This is a genomic window from Pseudomonas sp. 13159349 (genome assembly GCF_013305685.1).
In the GTDB taxonomy this organism is placed as follows: Bacteria; Pseudomonadota; Gammaproteobacteria; order Pseudomonadales; family Pseudomonadaceae; genus Aquipseudomonas; species Aquipseudomonas asiatica.
Genome location: NZ_CP045553.1, coordinates 4388488 through 4406282, shown reverse-complemented (window position 1 = coordinate 4406282; position 17795 = coordinate 4388488). Strand labels below are relative to the sequence as shown.

Genomic DNA, 17795 nt, shown 5'->3' with positions numbered 1-17795 from the left:
GTCATCGAATGCGTGAGCAGGGCTCAGCCACTAGCGCTTTCCTACGCCCAGCAACGGCAGTGGTTCTTGTGGCAATGGGCACCGCACAGCGCCACCTACAACATTCCGGCCGCACTGAAGCTGGCCGGGGCACTGGATGTCGCCGCCCTGCAACAGGCTTTCGGCGCCTTGATCGAGCGTCACGAAACCCTGCGTACCACCTTCCGCCTGGATGGCGAGCACGCAGTGCAGGTCATTCATGATCAAGTGCCGTTCGAGCTGGCCATCGAGGAGCAGGCGCACGCCGACGAGGCCGCTGTGCGGGCCTGGGTCGAAGCCGAAGCAGGGAAACCGTTCGACCTCGAGCAGGGGCCGCTGCTGCGGGCCAGGCTGCTGGGCCTGGCGGCGGACCAGCATGTATTGGTGCTGACCCTGCACCATATCGTCGCTGACGGCTGGTCGATGCCGGTGCTGGTCGAAGAGCTGGTGCAACTGTATGCGGGCTACAGCCAAGGCCAGGTGCCGACGCTGCCGGTCCTGCCGATTCAGTACGCGGACTTTGCCGTTTGGCAGCGCAACTGGATGGAGGCCGGCGAGCAGGCGCGGCAGCTGGCCTACTGGACCGAACAATTGGGTGATGAGCAACCGGTGCTGGAGTTGCCGTTGGACCATCCGCGCCCGGCTGTACCGAGCCACCAAGGCGCGCGTTGGCCGATTGAGTTGGGCGATGAGCTGGCGGCCAACCTCAAGCGCGTTGCCCAGCAGCAGGGCGTGACGCCGTTCATGCTGCTGCTGGCCAGCTTCCAGACCCTGCTGCATCGCTACTCGGGCCAGGCCGACATCCGTGTTGGTGTGCCCACGGCCAACCGCAACCGGGTCGAGACCGAGCGCCTGATCGGCTTCTTCGTCAACACCCAGGTACTGCGGGCCGAGTTCGATGTGCAACTGACGTTCAGCGAGCTGCTGCAACAGGTACGCCAGCGCACGTTGGGCGCGCAGGCCCACCAGGACCTGCCATTCGAGCAACTGGTCGAAGCCTTGCAGCCTGAGCGCAACCTTGGGCACAACCCGTTGTTCCAGGTGCTGTACAACCACCAGACCGAGCTCAAGGGCAGCCAGCACCGCTTGCCGGGCCTGGAAATGTCCGGCTTGGAGTGGAGCACGAATACAGCCAAGTTCGACCTGTCTCTGGACACATTCGAGCACGAAAAGGGCATCGGGGCTTCGTTGACGTACGCCACCGACCTGTTCGACGCCAGCACCATCGAGCGCATGGCGCGGCATTGGCTCAACCTGCTGGAAGCTATCGTGCGCCAACCGGGCCAGCGCATCAGCGAGCTGCCGTTGCTGGGCGAGGACGAGCAGCAGGCCGTGCTGCGTGACTGGACCCGCAACACCGCCGCCTTCCCGGATGAACGCAGCATCCATGAGCTCATCGAGGCCCAGGTGGCCACCGCCCCCGACGCCCCGGCAGTTACCTTCGGCGAGCAGACCCTGAGCTACGACGAACTGAACCGCCGGGCCAACCAGCTGGCGCACAAGCTGATCGAGCGCGGCGTTGGCCCGGATGTGCTGGTGGGCATCGCCATGGAGCGCAGCCTGGACATGGTGGTCGGCCTGCTGGGCATTCTCAAGGCCGGTGGTGCCTATGTGCCGCTGGACCCGGAATACCCGGAAGATCGCCTCAGCTACATGTTCGCCGACAGCGGCATCACTTTATTACTGACCCAGTCGCACCTGCGTGAAGCCCTGCCGATCCCGCTTGGCCTGCACAGCCTGGATCTGGATGTCGAAGACCTGACCGGCTACAGCGATGCCAATCCGAATATCGACGTAGCCCCGCAGAACCTGGCCTACGTGATCTACACCTCCGGCTCCACCGGCAAGCCCAAGGGCACGCTGCTGCCGCACCAGAACGTGGTCCGGTTGTTCGCGGCGACCCAGGACTGGTTCCGCTTCGATGCCAGTGACGTGTGGACGGTGTTCCACTCCTACGCCTTCGACTTCTCGGTGTGGGAGCTGTTCGGCGCGCTGTTGTATGGCGGCCGGGCGGTGATGGTGGCCAAGGACGTGGCGCGTTCCACCGAGGACTTCCATGCACTGCTGCAGCGCGAGCAGGTGACGGTGCTGAACCAGACGCCGTCGGCGTTCCGCCAATTGATCCCGGTTGCCTGCGCGGCAGCGCGGCAGGGGCAGGGGCAGGGCCTGGCCCTGCGGCATGTGGTGTTCGGCGGCGAAGCGCTGGACGTGGGCAGCCTCGAGCCCTGGTTCGAGGTGTTCGGCGACCGGCAGCCACGGCTGATCAACATGTACGGCATCACCGAAACCACGGTGCATGTGACCTACCGGCCGATCACCCAGGCCGATTTGGCCAAGGGCGCGAGTAGCCCGATCGGCGAGGTGATCCCGGACTTGTCGTGGTACCTGCTGGATGCCGCGCTGAACCCGGTGGCCCCGGGCAGCCATGGCGAACTGGTGATCGGCCAGGCCGGCCTGGCGCGGGGTTATCACGGGCGCCCGGGACTGACTGCCGAGCGCTTCGTGCCGAACCCGTTCGACAGCCAGGGTGGTCGCCTGTACCGCTCGGGCGACCTGGCCCGCTACGGCGGCGCGGGGGTGGTGGAGTACCTGGGGCGGATCGACCATCAGGTGAAGATTCGAGGTTTTCGCATCGAACTGGGCGAGATCGAGGCGCGGTTGCAGGCGCAAGCCAGCGTGGCCCAGGGCGTGGTGCTGGCCCAGGACGGCCCGGGCGGCAAGCAGCTGGTGGGTTATGTGGTGCCTGCCGATGCGGCTGTGATGGCCAGCACCGAGGCCCAGGCTGCCGAGCGGGATGCGCTGCGCACTGCGTTGAAGGCGAGCCTGCCGGACTACATGGTGCCGGCCCACCTGCTGTTCCTGGCCAGGCTGCCGTTGACCGCCAACGGCAAGCTGGACCGCCGTGCATTGCCGCAACCGGACGCCAGTCTGCTGCAAGCGGCATACGTGGCCCCGCAGAGTGAACTGGAACAACAGATCGCGGCAATCTGGGCCGATGTGCTGAAGCTTGAGCGGGTGGGCCTGGGCGACAACTTCTTTGAACTGGGTGGGCATTCCTTGCTTGCCGTCCAGGTGATCTCCCGGGTACGTCAGAGCCTGGGCGTGGAGCTGCAGTTGCGTGCGCTGTTCGAAACGTCGAGCCTGGCCGACTTCGCCAGGCTTGCAGCGCAAGGTGAGCAGGCTTGCTCTGCCGTCATTGCACGGGTTTCCCGGAAGCAGCCGCTGGCGCTTTCCTACGCCCAGCAACGGCAGTGGTTCCTGTGGCAATGGGCACCGCACACCGCCACCTACAACATTCCGGCCGCACTGAAGCTGGCCGGGGCGCTGGATGTCGCCGCCCTGCAACAGGCTTTCGGCGCCTTGATCGAGCGTCACGAAACCCTGCGTACCACCTTCCGCCTGGATGGCGAGCAGGCAGTGCAGGTCATTCATGATCAAGTGCCGTTCGAGCTGGCCATCGAGGAGCAGGCGCACGCCGACGAGGCCGCTGTGCGGGCCTGGGTCGAAGCCGAAGCAGGGAAACCGTTCGACCTGGAGCAGGGGCCGCTGCTGCGGGCCAGGCTGCTGGGCCTGGCGGCGGACCAGCACGTGCTGGTGCTGACCCTGCACCATATCGTCGCCGATGGCTGGTCGATGCCGGTGCTGGTCGAAGAGCTGGTGCAACTGTATGCGGGCTACAGCCAAGGCCAGGCGCCGACGCTGCCGGTCCTGCCGATTCAGTACGCGGACTTTGCCGTTTGGCAGCGCAACTGGATGGAGGCCGGCGAGCAGGCGCGGCAGCTGGCCTACTGGACCGAACAATTGGGTGATGAGCAACCGGTGCTGGAGCTGCCGTTGGATCATCCGCGCCCGGCTGTACCGAGCCATCAAGGCGCGCGTTGGCCGATTGAGTTGGGCAATGAGCTGGCGGCCAACCTCAAGCGCGTTGCCCAGCAGCAGAACGTGACGCCGTTCATGCTGTTGCTGGCCAGCTTCCAGACCTTGCTGCATCGCTACTCGGGCCAGGCCGACATCCGTGTTGGTGTGCCCACGGCCAACCGCAACCGGGTCGAGACCGAGCGCCTGATCGGCTTCTTCGTCAACACCCAGGTGCTGCGTGCCGAGTTCGATATGCAGCTGACGTTCGGCGAGCTGCTGCAACAGGTCAAGCAACGTGTTCTGGGCGCGCAGGCCCACCAGGACCTGCCATTCGAGCAACTGGTCGAAGCCTTGCAGCCTGAGCGCAACCTTGGGCACAACCCGTTGTTCCAGGTGCTGTACAACCACCAGACCGAGCTCAAGGGCAGCCAGCACCGCTTGCCGGGCCTGGAAATGTCCGGCCTGGACTGGAGCACTCACACCGCCAAGTTCGACCTGAGCCTGGATACCTACGAAGACGGGCAGGGGATCGGTGCGGCACTGATCTATGCCACCGACCTGTTCGATGCCAGCACCATCGAGCGCATGGCGCGGCACTGGGTCAACCTGCTCGAAGCCATTGTGCACCAACCGGGCCAGCGCATCAGCGAGCTGCCGTTGCTGGGCGAGGACGAGCAGCAGGCTGTGCTGCGTGACTGGAACCGCAACACCGTCGCCTTCCCGGATGAGCGAACCATTCATGAGCTGATCGAGGCCAAGGTGGTCGCCGCCCCCGAAGCCCCGGCAGTCACCTTCGGCGAGCAGACCCTGAGCTACGGCGAACTGAACCGCCGGGCCAACCGGCTGGCGCACAAGCTGATCGAGCGTGGCGTTGGCCCGGATGTGCTGGTGGGCATCGCCATGGAGCGCAGCCTGGAAATGGTGGTCGGCCTGCTGGGCATTCTCAAGGCCGGCGGTGCCTATGTGCCGCTGGACCCGGAATACCCGGAAGATCGCCTCAGCTACATGTTCGCCGACAGCGGCATCACTTTATTACTGACCCAGGCACACCTGCGTGAGGTGCTGCCAATTCCAGTCGCCATCGAGTGCCTGGAGCTGGATGAGCTAGCTCTGGCCAGCTACAGCGGCGCCAACCCCGGGGTTACGGTAGCCCCGCAGAACCTGGCCTACGTGATCTACACCTCCGGCTCCACCGGCAAGCCCAAGGGCACGCTGCTGCCGCACCAGAACGTGGTCCGCCTGTTCGCGGCGACGCAGGCGTGGTTCCGCTTCGATGCCAGTGACGTGTGGACGGTGTTCCACTCCTACGCCTTCGACTTCTCGGTATGGGAGCTGTTCGGCGCGCTGTTGTATGGCGGCCGGGCGGTGATGGTGGCCAAGGACGTGGCGCGTTCCACCGAGGACTTCCATGCGCTGCTGCAGCGCGAGCAGGTGACGGTGCTGAACCAGACGCCGTCGGCGTTCCGCCAGTTGATCCCGGTGGCCTGCGCGTCAGCGCGGCAGGGGCAGGGCCTGGCCTTGCGGCACGTGGTGTTCGGCGGTGAAGCGCTGGACGTGAGCAGCCTCGCCCCCTGGTTCGAAGCGTTTGGTGACCAGCAGCCACGGCTGATCAACATGTACGGCATCACCGAAACCACGGTGCATGTGACCTACCGGCCGATCACCCAGGCCGATTTGGCCAAGGGCGCGAGCAGCCCGATCGGCGAGGTGATCCCGGACTTGTCGTGGTACCTGCTGGATGCCGCGCTGAACCCGGTGGCCCCGGGCAGCCATGGCGAACTGGTGATCGGCCAGGCCGGCCTGGCGCGGGGTTATCACGGGCGCCCGGGACTGACTGCCGAGCGCTTCGTGCCGAACCCGTTCGACAGCCAGGGTGGTCGCCTGTACCGCTCGGGCGACCTGGCCCGCTACGGCGGCGCGGGGGTGGTGGAGTACCTGGGGCGGATCGACCATCAGGTGAAGATTCGAGGTTTTCGCATCGAACTGGGCGAGATCGAGGCGCGGTTGCAGGCGCAAGCCAGCGTGGCCCAGGGCGTGGTGCTGGCCCAGGACGGCCCGGGCGGCAAGCAGCTGGTGGGTTATGTGGTGCCTGCCGATGCGGCCGTGATGGCCAGCACCGAGGCCCAGGCTGCCGAGCGCGAGGTGCTGCGCACTGCGCTGAAGGCGAGCTTGCCGGACTACATGGTGCCGGCCCACCTGCTGTTCCTGGCCAAACTGCCCTTGACCGCCAACGGCAAGCTGGACCGCCGTGCGCTGCCGCAACCGGATGCCAGCCAGTTGCAGCGCGCGTACCACGCGCCGCAAAGCGAACTGGAGCAACGGATCGCGGCGATCTGGGCCGATGTGCTGAAGCTGGAGCGGGTAGGCCTTGGCGACAACTTCTTCGAACTGGGTGGGCACTCCTTGCTGGCTACCCAGGTCATGGCGCGGCTACAGGTCGAGCTTGGCACGAGCCTGCCCCTGGCGTTGTTGTTCCAGGCGCAAACGCTGCAGGACTACGCAGCAATGATCAATGGCTTGAATACCCATAGCGATGCAGACCTGGATGAACTCCAGGACTTCATGAGCGAGCTTGAGGCAGTCTGAAATGCAAACGGATAACAGAAACATGGCCCTGGTGCAGCGCTTCATCGGCCTGCCGCTGCCACAGCGCAAACTCTTCCTCGAGAAACTGGCGGCGAAGGGCATGAGCCTGGCCCAGTTGCCGATCCCCGAGGTGCGCGGCGAGCATCCGTTGCCGGCGCTTTCATACGCCCAGCAACGGCAGTGGTTCCTGTGGCAATGGGAGCCCGCCAGTGCCACCTACAACATCCCGGCTGCCTTGAAGTTCAAGGGGAATCTGGATACCACAGCTCTGCAACTGGCCTTTGCGGCCTTGATCGAGCGACATGAAACGCTGCGTACCACGTTCCGTCGCGACGGTGAGCAGGCGGTGCAGGTCATTCATGCTCAAGTGCCGTTCGAGCTGGTCATCGAAGAGCAGGCAAACGCCGACGAGGCCGCTGTACGGGCCTGGGTCGAGACCGAAGCAGGGCAACCGTTCGACCTGGAGCAGGGGCCGCTGCTGCGGGCCCGGCTGCTGCGCCTGGCGGCGGACCAGCACGTGCTGGTGCTGACCCTGCACCATATCGTCGCCGACGGCTGGTCGATGCCAGTGATGGTCAATGAGCTGGTGCAGTTCTATCAAGGTTTCAGCCAGGGCCAGGTAACGCAACTGCCGGCCCTGCCGATCCAGTATGCCGACTATGCCATTTGGCAGCGTAGCTGGATGGAAGCCGGCGAGCAGGCGCGGCAGCTGGCCTACTGGACCGAACAATTGGGTGATGAGCAACCGGTGCTGGAGCTGCCGCTGGACCATCCGCGCCCGGCCATGCCGAGCCACAGAGGGGCACGGTTGCCGATCGTGCTGGGCGATGGGCTGGCCAACAACCTGAAAAGGGTTGCCCAGCAGCAGGGCGTGACGCCGTTCATGCTGCTGCTGGCCAGCTTCCAGACCCTGCTGCATCGCTACTCGGGCCAGGCTGATATCCGCGTTGGGGTACCGATTGCCAACCGTAACCGGGTCGAGACCGAGCGCTTGATCGGCTTCTTCGTCAACACCCAGGTGCTGCGTGCCGAGTTCGATGTGCAACTGACGTTCAGCGAGCTGCTGCAACAGGTCAGGCAACGTGCCCTGGGTGCCCAGGCCCATCAGGACCTGCCGTTCGAACAGCTGGTCGATGCGCTGCAACCGGAGCGCAACCTGAGCCACAATCCGCTGTTCCAGGTGTTGTACAACCATCAGACCCAGGCCAAGGGCGAGCCCCGACGTATAGCGGGGCTGGAGATGGAGGAGTTGGCCTGGGACAACCACACCGCCAAGTTCGACCTGGCTTTGGACACCTCCGAGCATGAAAAGGGCATCGGGGCTTCGTTGACGTACGCCACCGACCTGTTCGACGCCAGCACCATCGAGCGCATGGCGCGGCATTGGCTCAACCTGCTGGAAGCTATCGTGCGCCAGCCCGGGCAACGCATCAGTGAGCTGCCATTGCTGGGCGAGGACGAGCAGCAGGCCGTGCTGCGTGACTGGAACCGCAACACCGTCGCCTTCCCGGATGAGCGAACCATTCATGAGCTGATCGAGGCCCAAGTGGTCGCCGCCCCCGAAGCCCCGGCAGTCACCTTCGGCGAGCAGACCCTGAGCTATGGCGAACTGAACCGCCGGGCCAACCAGCTGGCGCACAAGCTGATCGAGCGCGGCGTTGGCCCTGATGTGCTGGTAGGCATCGCCATGGAGCGCAGCCTGGACATGGTGGTCGGCCTGCTGGGCATTCTCAAGGCCGGTGGTGCCTATGTGCCGCTGGACCCGGAGTACCCGGAAGACCGCCTCAGCTACATGTTTGCCGACAGTGGCATCGCCTTGCTGCTGACCCAGTCGCACCTGCGCAAAGCCCTGCCGATCCCGGTTGGCCTGCACAGCCTGGATCTGGATGTCGAAGACCTGACCGGCTACAGCGATGCCAACCCGAATATCGAAGTAGCCCCGCAGAACCTGGCCTACGTGATCTACACCTCCGGCTCCACCGGCAAGCCCAAGGGTACGCTGCTGCCGCACCAGAACGTGGTCCGGCTGTTCGCGGCGACCCAGGACTGGTTCCGTTTCGATGCCAGTGACGTGTGGACGGTGTTCCACTCCTATGCCTTCGACTTCTCGGTATGGGAGCTGTTCGGCGCGCTGTTGTATGGCGGCCGGGCGGTGATGGTGGCCAAGGACGTGGCACGTTCCACCGAGGACTTCCATGCGCTGCTGCAGCGCGAGCGGGTAACGGTGCTGAACCAGACGCCGTCGGCGTTCCGCCAGTTGATCCCGGTGGCCTGCGCGGCAGCGCGTCAGGGGCAGGGCCTGGCCCTGCGGCATGTGGTGTTCGGCGGCGAAGCGCTGGATGTGAGCAGCCTCGAGCCCTGGTTCGAGGTGTTCGGCGACCAGCAGCCACGGCTGATCAACATGTACGGCATCACCGAAACCACGGTGCACGTGACCTACCGGCCGATCACCCAGGCCGACCTGGCCAAGGGCGCGAGCAGCCCGATCGGCGAGGTGATCCCGGACCTGTCGTGGTACCTGCTGGATGCCGCGCTGAACCCGGTGGTCCCGGGCAGCCACGGCGAGCTGGTGATCGGCCAGGCGGGCCTGGCGCGGGGGTATCACGGGCGCCCGGGGCTGACCGCCGAGCGCTTCGTGCCCAACCCGTTCGACAGCCAGGGTGGCCGCCTGTACCGCTCGGGCGACCTGGCCCGCTACGGCGGCGCGGGGGCGGTGGAGTACCTGGGGCGGATCGACCATCAAGTGAAGATTCGAGGTTTTCGCATCGAACTGGGCGAAATCGAGGCGCGGCTGCAGGCGCAGGCCAGCGTGGCCCAGGGCGTGGTACTGGCCCAGGACGGCCCGGGCGGCAAGCAGCTGGTGGGTTATGTGGTGCCTGCCGATGCGGTCGTGATGGCCAGCACCGAGGCCCAGGCTGCCGAGCGCGAGGCGCTGCGCACTGCGCTGAAGGCGAGCCTGCCGGACTACATGGTGCCGGCCCACCTGCTATTCCTGGCCAAACTGCCCTTGACCGCCAACGGCAAGCTGGACCGCCGTGCGCTGCCGCAACCGGACGCCAGCCTGCTGCAAGCGGCATATGTGGCCCCGCAGAGCGAACTGGAACAACAGATCGCGGCGATCTGGGCCGATGTGCTGAAACTGGAGCGCGTAGGCCTGGACGACAACTTCTTCGAACTGGGTGGCGATTCCATCGTTTCCCTGCAGGTCGTGGGCAAGGCCCGCCAGGCCGGCGTGCAGTTCACCCCCAAGCAACTGTTCCAGCATCAGACCGTACAAGGCCTGGCCACGGTGGCGCGGCGTGTTGTCGAAGGTATTGGCGAGCAAGGGCCGATCACGGGCAGCACACCGCTGACACCGATTCAGCAATGGTTCTTCGAGGCCGACATTGGCGAGCGTGGGCATTGGAACCAGTCGATTCTGCTGACACCCAGCGAACCCCTGCAAGCGGACCGCCTGCACGATGCGTTGCTGGCACTGGTCGCCCATCATGATGCACTGCGCCTGGGCTTCGAGCAGCAGGAGGGGGTCTGGCAAGCCGAGTACAAGCCACAGCGGCAGGCGCGGATACTCTGGGAGCATGCGTGCGCGGACGAGGAGGCGTTGGCCGCACTTGCTGAACAGGCCCAACGCAGCCTGAACCTGCAGCAAGGCTTGCTGGTCCGTGCGCTGCTGGCCAGCCTGCCCGATGGCAGCCAGCGTCTGCTGCTGGTCATTCATCACCTGGCGGTAGATGGCGTGTCGTGGCGCCTGTTGCTGGAGGACCTGCAACAGGCCTATCAGGCCCTGGGCAACCGACAGCCGCTGCAATTGCCAGCCAAGACCAGCGCCTACAAGACCTGGGCGCAGCACCTGCAGGCCTATGCCCAGAGCGAGGCGCTGCAAGCGGAACTTGCCTACTGGCAAGCGCAGTTGCAAAGCACCAGCGACCACCTGCCGTGCGCCAATGCGCTGGGCGGCAACCAGCAGCAGCACGCTGCGTCGGTCAGTACGAGGCTGGGCCGCGAAGCCACCTGGCAGTTGTTGCACGATGCCCCTGCGGCCTATCGCACGCAGATCAATGACCTGTTGCTGACAGCCCTGGCTCGGGTGATCGCCCGCTGGACCGAGCGGCCGGAGGTGCTGGTCAGGCTGGAAGGCCATGGGCGGGAAGACCTGTTCGATGACATTGACCTGAGCCGCACGGTGGGCTGGTTCACCAGCATGTACCCAGTGAAGCTGAGCCCGCTGGGCGGGATCGCCGAATCGATCAAGGCGGTCAAGGAGCAGCTGCGGGCTGTGCCGAACAAAGGCCTTGGCTATGGCGCGCTGAAGTACATGGGGCTGGCTGGTGCGCGTGAGGCCCTGGCTGCGTTGCCTCAGGGCGAGATCGTGTTCAACTACCTCGGGCAGTTCGACGGTAGCTTCGACGAGCAGTCGGGCTTGTTCGCACCCGCGCGCGAATACGGCGGTGCGGCCAAACCAGCCGATGCGCCACTCGATAGCCAGATCGCCCTGAACGGCCAGGTATACGGCGGCGAGCTGAAACTTGGCTGGACCTTCAGTGCGCAGCGCTACGACACAGCGGTCATGCAAAAGTTGGCAGATGACTATGCCGCAGAGCTTGGCGCGCTGATCGCTCATTGCTGCGAGCCGGGCAACCGTGGTGTTACGCCTTCGGACTTCCCACTGGCCGCGCTGCGCCAACAACAGCTGGATGAGCTGCCGGCAGTTGCACTGCAGGTGGCCGATATCTACCCGCTGTCGCCGATGCAGCAGGGCATGCTGTTCCATTCGCTGCAGGGGCCTGAAGGCGCGCTTTACATCAACCAGACTTCGGTGGAAGTCAAAGGCCTGGAAATCGAACGGTTCGTGGCAGCCTGGCAGCAGGTGATCGACTGCCACGATATCCTGCGCAGTGCCTTCTGGTCGGCGCCCCACTTGGCCGAACCTTTGCAGCTTGTCTACCGCAAGGTCGAATTGCCGGTGGTCGTGCATGACTGGCGCGATCGTCCGGTAAGTGCGCAGATGCTGCAGGCGCTGGCCGAGGCCGATGCCGCACAAGGCCTGGACCTGAGTGTCGCACCGTTGATGCGCCTGACCCTGGTGCGGCTGGACGACGAACGTTTGCACCTGCTGTGGACCCGTCATCACATACTGATGGACGGCTGGAGTACCTCGCGGCTGCTTGGCGAGGTGTTGCAGACTTACCATGGCCACCCTGCGCGAGCGCCGGCAGGGCGGTTTGGCGATTACATCCGCTGGCTTGCCGGGCAGCCCAAGGCGGCGCTGGAGCAGTTCTGGCGCGGCAAGCTGCAAGAGCTGGAAAGCCCCACCTGGCTGGCGGACAGCCTGGCGGCTCGCCCCGCGGCAGACCTGCAGGGGCACGCCGCGCTGTACCTGCGTTGGGATGCCTCGCGTACCCGGCAACTGCGCGAGCAGGCCCAGCGCTTGCGCATCACCCCAAACACCTTGATCCAAGCGACCTGGCTGCTGCTGCTTCAGCGCTATACCGGGCAAGCCACGGTGTGCTTCGGCGCCACCGTGGCGGGCCGGCCAGCCGGCTTGCCCGGTGCCGACGAAATGCTGGGTTTGTTCATCAACACCTTGCCGGTGGTGCAGACGCCCCAACCGCAGCAGCGGATTGTCGACTGGCTGCAGCAACTGCAGGCCTGCAACCTGGAACTGCGCGACCACGAACATGCAGCCTTGGCCGATGTGCAACGCTGGGCAGGGCAGGCAGGGCAAGCGTTGTTCGACAGCATCGTGGTGTTCGAGAACTACCCGGTGGACGAGCGCCTGCAGGAAGGTGGTGGTGGCTCGCTGCAGTTCGGTGAGGTGAGCAACCGCGACGTGACCAACTACGCCATGGACCTGGCGGTGCATCTGGGCGAGACGCTCTCTGTCGAGTTCCTCTACTTGCGCAACCGCTTCACGGAGCAAGCCACCGACAGCATTCGTGGCAGTTTCGAACGGCTGCTCGAGGGCATGCTCGACAACCCTCACGCCACCGTGGGCAGCCTGGACATGCTGACCCCGGCGCAAGCGCAGCAGGCCCAGGCTCGCAACGGCTTGCAGCCATGCGAGCAGGCCATGCCAAGGCTGGCCGAGCTGATTGCCCGGCATGCCCAGGCGCGGCCAGAGGCAATTGCGGTGGCCTGTGGCGAGCGACAGTTGAGCTATGCCCAACTGGATGAGCGTGCCAACCGCCTGGCACACCACCTGATTGCCTTGGGGGCGCGCCCGGAGGTTACGGTCGGCATCGCCCTGGAACGCTCGGTGGAGGTGATCGTGGCATTCCTGGCGGTGATGAAAACCGGCGCCGCCTATGTGCCGCTGGATATCGACTACCCGCAGGATCGCTTGCAGTGGATTGTCGAGGATTCGGCCATGCACCTGCTGGTGACCAGCAGCGGCTTGCGCCAGCGGTTTGCCGGGGTGGAGCACTGCGTGGAGCTGGACCTTCTGGCTATCGCCAGCTTGCCGTCCGATGCCCCTCAGGTGATGGTGCACGACACCAACCTGGCGTACCTGATCTATACCTCTGGCTCTACCGGCAAGCCCAAGGGCGTGGCGGTCAGCCACGGGCAGATCGGCATGCACTGCCAGGCAATCGCCCGCCTTTACGAAATGGATGAAAGCACTCGCGAGCTGTTGTTCATGTCGTTCGCTTTCGACGGTGCCCAGGAGCGTTGGCTGTCGACCTTGTCGTCAGGCGGCTGCCTGGTGGTGCGCGGTAGCCAGCTGTGGACTGCCGAGCAAACCTGGCAGGTACTGCATGCCGAGCGCATCGACATTGCCTGCTTCCCACCGGCGTATCAGCAGCAACTGGCCGAGTTCGCGCAATCCCGGCAGGAAGCCGCACCGCCGGTGCGCATCTATTGCTTTGGCGGTGACGCGGTGCCCGATGCACTGTTCGAACTGGTCAAGCGGACCTTGCGCCCGCAGTTCCTGACCAATGGCTACGGGCCTACCGAAACGGTCGTGACCCCCCTGTTGTGGAAAGTATCGGCACAGCAGTCATGCCAGGCGGTGTATGCGCCGATCGGTGAGCGGGTTGGCCAGCGCACGCTGCATGTGCTGGACCAGGGCCTGAACCCGGTGCCCGATGGCGTGGCCGGGGAGCTCTACATTGGTGGCGAGGGTGTGGCGCGCGGGTATCACCAGCGTCCGTCCCTGACCGCCGAGCGCTTTGTCGCCGACCCGTTTGCCCAGGGCGGGCGGCTGTACCGCACCGGTGACCGGGTGCGTCGTCGGGCGGATGGCGTGATCGATTTCATCGGCCGCCTGGACAACCAGTTGAAGGTTCGCGGTTTCCGTATCGAACCTGGGGAAGTCGAAGCACGGCTGCGTAATCTGGCGGATGTGCGGGATGCTGTGGTGGTGGCCAGGGAGGGCGCTACCGGCAAGCAATTGGTGGCGTATCTGGTCACCGGCAATGGGGTGACTTCCGCTACGCCATTGCGTGACGCCTTGCGTGCCGACCTGCCGGACTACATGGTGCCGACCCAGTGGGTATTGCTGCCGGCGTTTCCACTCACGCCCAATGGCAAGATCGATCGCAATGCGCTGCCGGCCCCGGAGTTGGCCGGGCGCCCGGTGCGGGTGGCTCCGCGCGATGACACGGAGAAGGCGCTGGCGGCCATCTGGCGGGAAGTGCTGGAGGTGGATGAAGTTGGTGTCGATGACAACTTCTTCGAGTTGGGGGGCGATTCGCTGCGCGTGCTGAAGATGCTGTCGAAGGTACGAGCACGGCCCGACCTGTCGATCGAGCTGAAACTGCGCGATGTCATGGCCAGGCCCACCATTGGCGAGCTTTCCGGCTATACCGATGGCGACGTCGCCCTTGATCCGCTGCTGCTGCTCAACAGCCGAGTAGCCGGGGCCAAGCCTCTGTTCTGCCTGCATGCAGGCTTTGGCACGGTGTTCGACTACGAGCCGCTGGCGCGCCGGCTGGAAGGGCATTGCAGCGTCTACGGCGTGCAATGCCGCATGCTGCTCGATCGCAACTGGCAGGATGATTCGTTGCAGGCCATGGCGATCGACTATGCCCAGTACATTCGCCAGAAGCAGCCCGAAGGGCCATACCAGCTTGCCGGCTGGTCGCTGGGTGGCACGCTGGCGGTGCTGGTGGCCCAGGAGCTGGAAGCCCAGGGCCAGCAAGTATCGTTGCTTGGCCTGGTCGACAGTTTTATCCCAACCGGTGCGCCGGCGACGCCGGCAGCGGACTGGAGTGCCGACCTTGGCAGCTTCCTGAGTGTGCTGCTGGGGCTGGCAAAGGAGCAGTTGGTACTGCCTGCGGTTGCGGCGGGCAGTGGTGTGCCGCTGCTTGAGCGGCTGATCGAAGAGGCACGCTCGGGGCTGCAGGTAGCGTCGGCCTTCGCCAGTGTCGAAAGCGCTGAACTGGCCCACACCTTTGCCGTGGCGATGCGGCTCAAGGCGTTGTCGGAACGGTTGCCGGCATTGCCGGCAACCCGCGCCGCTGCCTTGTGCTGGTGGGCAGGTGACCATGGCCAACGCTTCGCGGTTCACGGGAGCGGTGAGAACCACGCGGTTGCAGCGGGTCACTATGACATCCTCAAGCATCGGGAAGTGATCGAGGGGCTCGCGGCCAGGCTGGTGGCGGAGCCGGTCATGGGTTGACCCGGCAGGGCCGGCTGAATGACCTGTGGGGCCCACGTTCAACGTGGGCCCCACAGGTTTTTTCATGTCGGCAGTGTCGCCACCGAGACGAAAAAAAGCGGCGTCATCCTGTGTGGATGACGCCGCTTCGATTACAACGGTACAGGTGGCTGTCGGCCTAGAAGTCGTAGCGCAGGCTCATGGTGGCATTACGCGGGTCACCGTAATGGCCAACACTGCCGCCGATACCCGAGTAGTACTTCTCGTCGAAGATATTGTTCAGGTTCAAGGTGGCGGCCAGATGGTCGGTGACCTGATAGCGCGCCATCAGGCTGGCAACCGTGTAGTCATCCTGGGTGGCTCGGGCTTTGAGGCTGTTGTAGTAGAGCGACATGCTGGAGTTCCAGGACACCCCGCCACCCACGGTCAGCCTGTTCCAGTCACCCTGGAAGCGATAGGTGTTCCAGAAGCGGAAGGTGTCCATGGAATATTGCGTCAGCTGGCGCACGCCATCGGCGTCTTCCGTGCGGGCATGGCTGTAACTGGTCATGACTTGCCAACCAGGCAAGACCTCACCCGACAACTCCAGGTCGATACCCTTGGTCTCGGTACCCTTTGCGCCCTTGTAGGCTTGTTGGTCGAGCGTGCCTTGCACGATCTCACCGCTGTCCTCCACCGCCAGGTTGTCACGCTTGACCAGGAACAGTGCCGTACTGGCGTTCAGACGCCCGTCGTAGAACGCCCCTTTCCAGCCCACTTCGTAGTTGCTGCCTATGACAGGGCCAATGACCGAACCGTTACGATCGAGGTTGGATTGTGGCTTGAAGATATCGGTATAGCTGGCATACACCGATTGCTCTGGGGTCAGGTCATAGATGATGCCCGCGTACGGTGTTACTTCACCCCGCTCGTGCATCTTCACGTCCGGCGATCCGAACGAGGTAGGCCAGTAGTAATAGTCGTAGTCATAGTCGGAGGTGCGCGCGCCTACGATTACGTTCAGGTCATCCATCAGGTTGAACTTGAATGCCGCGTAGGTGCCGCGCTGGCTGCTCTTGATGTTGAGAATTTCCCCAAGTGCGCCAGTCTCGGTTGGCCGAGGCAGGTAGTTGTCCCAGTCATAGAAGTTGACGGTTGTGGTGCCGACGTCATAACCGGTGTGATCGTTCTTGTAATCCTGGTAGTTGAAGCCGGTGATGAACTCGTGAGTACGCCCGAACAGGGAAAAAGGCCCTTGCAGTGTCAGGTCCAGGCCACGCTGGGTCTGGTCGGCTTCAGCGTTGTAACGCAGCATTCGCGCAGCGCCGGTTTCTTCATTGATCCACGCTCGGCCCGAAGAGGTCTGATAAGAGCCGTTGTAGTTATCGCGATTGGAATCCATGTAGTTCGCGGCCAGCTTGATTTGCCAGTCATTGGCGAAGGTATGCTCGGCGGCCATGAAATAGTTGGTGGTTTCCAGCTCGTCGTACATCCAGCGGGCGCCGGAACTGGTAGAGCGGGAAAAGTTGGTCTGCTTGCCGTTGGTGAACAACAGCGGTACACCCGGTGAACCGGTGGCTTTGAACTTCTGGTAGTCGACGCCGAAACGTACCAAGGTGTCGTCGTTCAGGTCCGCTTCGAGAACGCCGTAGAGGATGTCTTTGTCTTCCTTGTACCAGTCGCGAAAGCTGCCGCTTTTCTGCTTGGCCGCCACCATGCGCCCGCGCAGGTTGCCACCCTCGGTCAAGGGGCCGGAAACATCGACTTCGCTGCGGTAGGAGTCCCAGGAGCCGACAGTGCCCTGGATATGCGACTGGAATTCGCGGGTCGGGCGTTTGCGAATGAGGTTGACCACGCCGCCGGGTTCACCCGCGCCGGTCATCAGGCCGGTGGCGCCGCGGACGATTTCGACGCGGTCGTAAAGGGTCATGTCCAGCAACGTGCTGGGCATGTTGCGGGTCTGGTTTTCCTGGGTGGTGGTCACGCCGTCAAGCTGGTAGGTGTTGATGGCACTGCCGCGGGAATAGATGTTGTAGCGCAGGCCACCGTCCTGGGACATGGTGATGCCGGGGGTCTGGTTGAGCACCTGGGTCACGCTGTTGAGCTGCTGGTCGTCCATGCGCTGGCGGGTGATCACGCTGATCGACTGGGGCGTTTCACGGATCGACAGGTTCATCTTGGTGGCGGTGTTGGTCACACCGGTGGTGTAGGAGCCCGTGCCTTCGGTAGTGGCACCAAGGCCCACGCTATTGACGTTGGTCGCCGAAAGCTCGACCTGGCCGGCCTGTGCGCCCGAACTGGCCGTCACCGTCACGGTGTTGCCATCGATCTGGTAACGCAGCCCGGTGCCTTGCAGCAATGTCCGCAACGAAGACTGCAGGTCATGCCGGCCCTTGAGGGCCGTGGAGCGCAGCCCACTGATGTCCTCCGGGCTGTACAGCAACTGGGTATCGGTCTGCCTGGCCAGTGCCTGCAACGCCGAGTTCATCGACTGCGCAGGAATATCCAGGGTCCACTCCTGTGCCTGCACCTGGGTAACCATCGCAGCGGATATCGCCAGGCCCAGGCTGATGCGTGTGAGCGCGCGCTGGGGACGAAGGGAATGACGGATCAGTAATGCTTTGGCAAGCGGGTTGAGCGGGCCGGGGAGGGACTTGGACATCTATTGCGGTCTCGTTGGCAGAGGGTTTTTTTCTATGTCAGCTATAGGACGCAGCACCTGTTAAAAACCGGAACGATTCTTATTGGCGATTTT

Annotated in this window: 3 protein-coding genes; 2 read left to right on the top strand and 1 reads right to left on the bottom strand. The window is 64.3% G+C overall.

The features are described from left to right. Positions 1–3 precede the first annotated feature (3 nt). Positions 4–6462: an amino acid adenylation domain-containing protein gene (locus GEV38_RS20280; protein ID WP_371929307.1), complete on the top strand. Its 6459-nt coding sequence runs from the start codon at positions 4–6 to the stop codon at positions 6460–6462. A 22-nt stretch (positions 6463–6484) separates the two neighbouring features. After that, positions 6485–15082, top strand: a complete 8598-nt coding sequence (locus GEV38_RS20275; protein ID WP_173895931.1) for a non-ribosomal peptide synthetase — start codon at positions 6485–6487, stop codon at positions 15080–15082. Between the two features lie 157 nt (positions 15083–15239). Here the strand turns inward: GEV38_RS20275 and GEV38_RS20270 are convergent, their stop codons facing one another. After that, complete coding sequence (locus GEV38_RS20270) at positions 15240–17702, bottom strand: TonB-dependent siderophore receptor (RefSeq protein ID WP_054573781.1); 2463 nt, start codon at positions 17700–17702, stop codon at positions 15240–15242. Positions 17703–17795 lie beyond the last annotated feature (93 nt).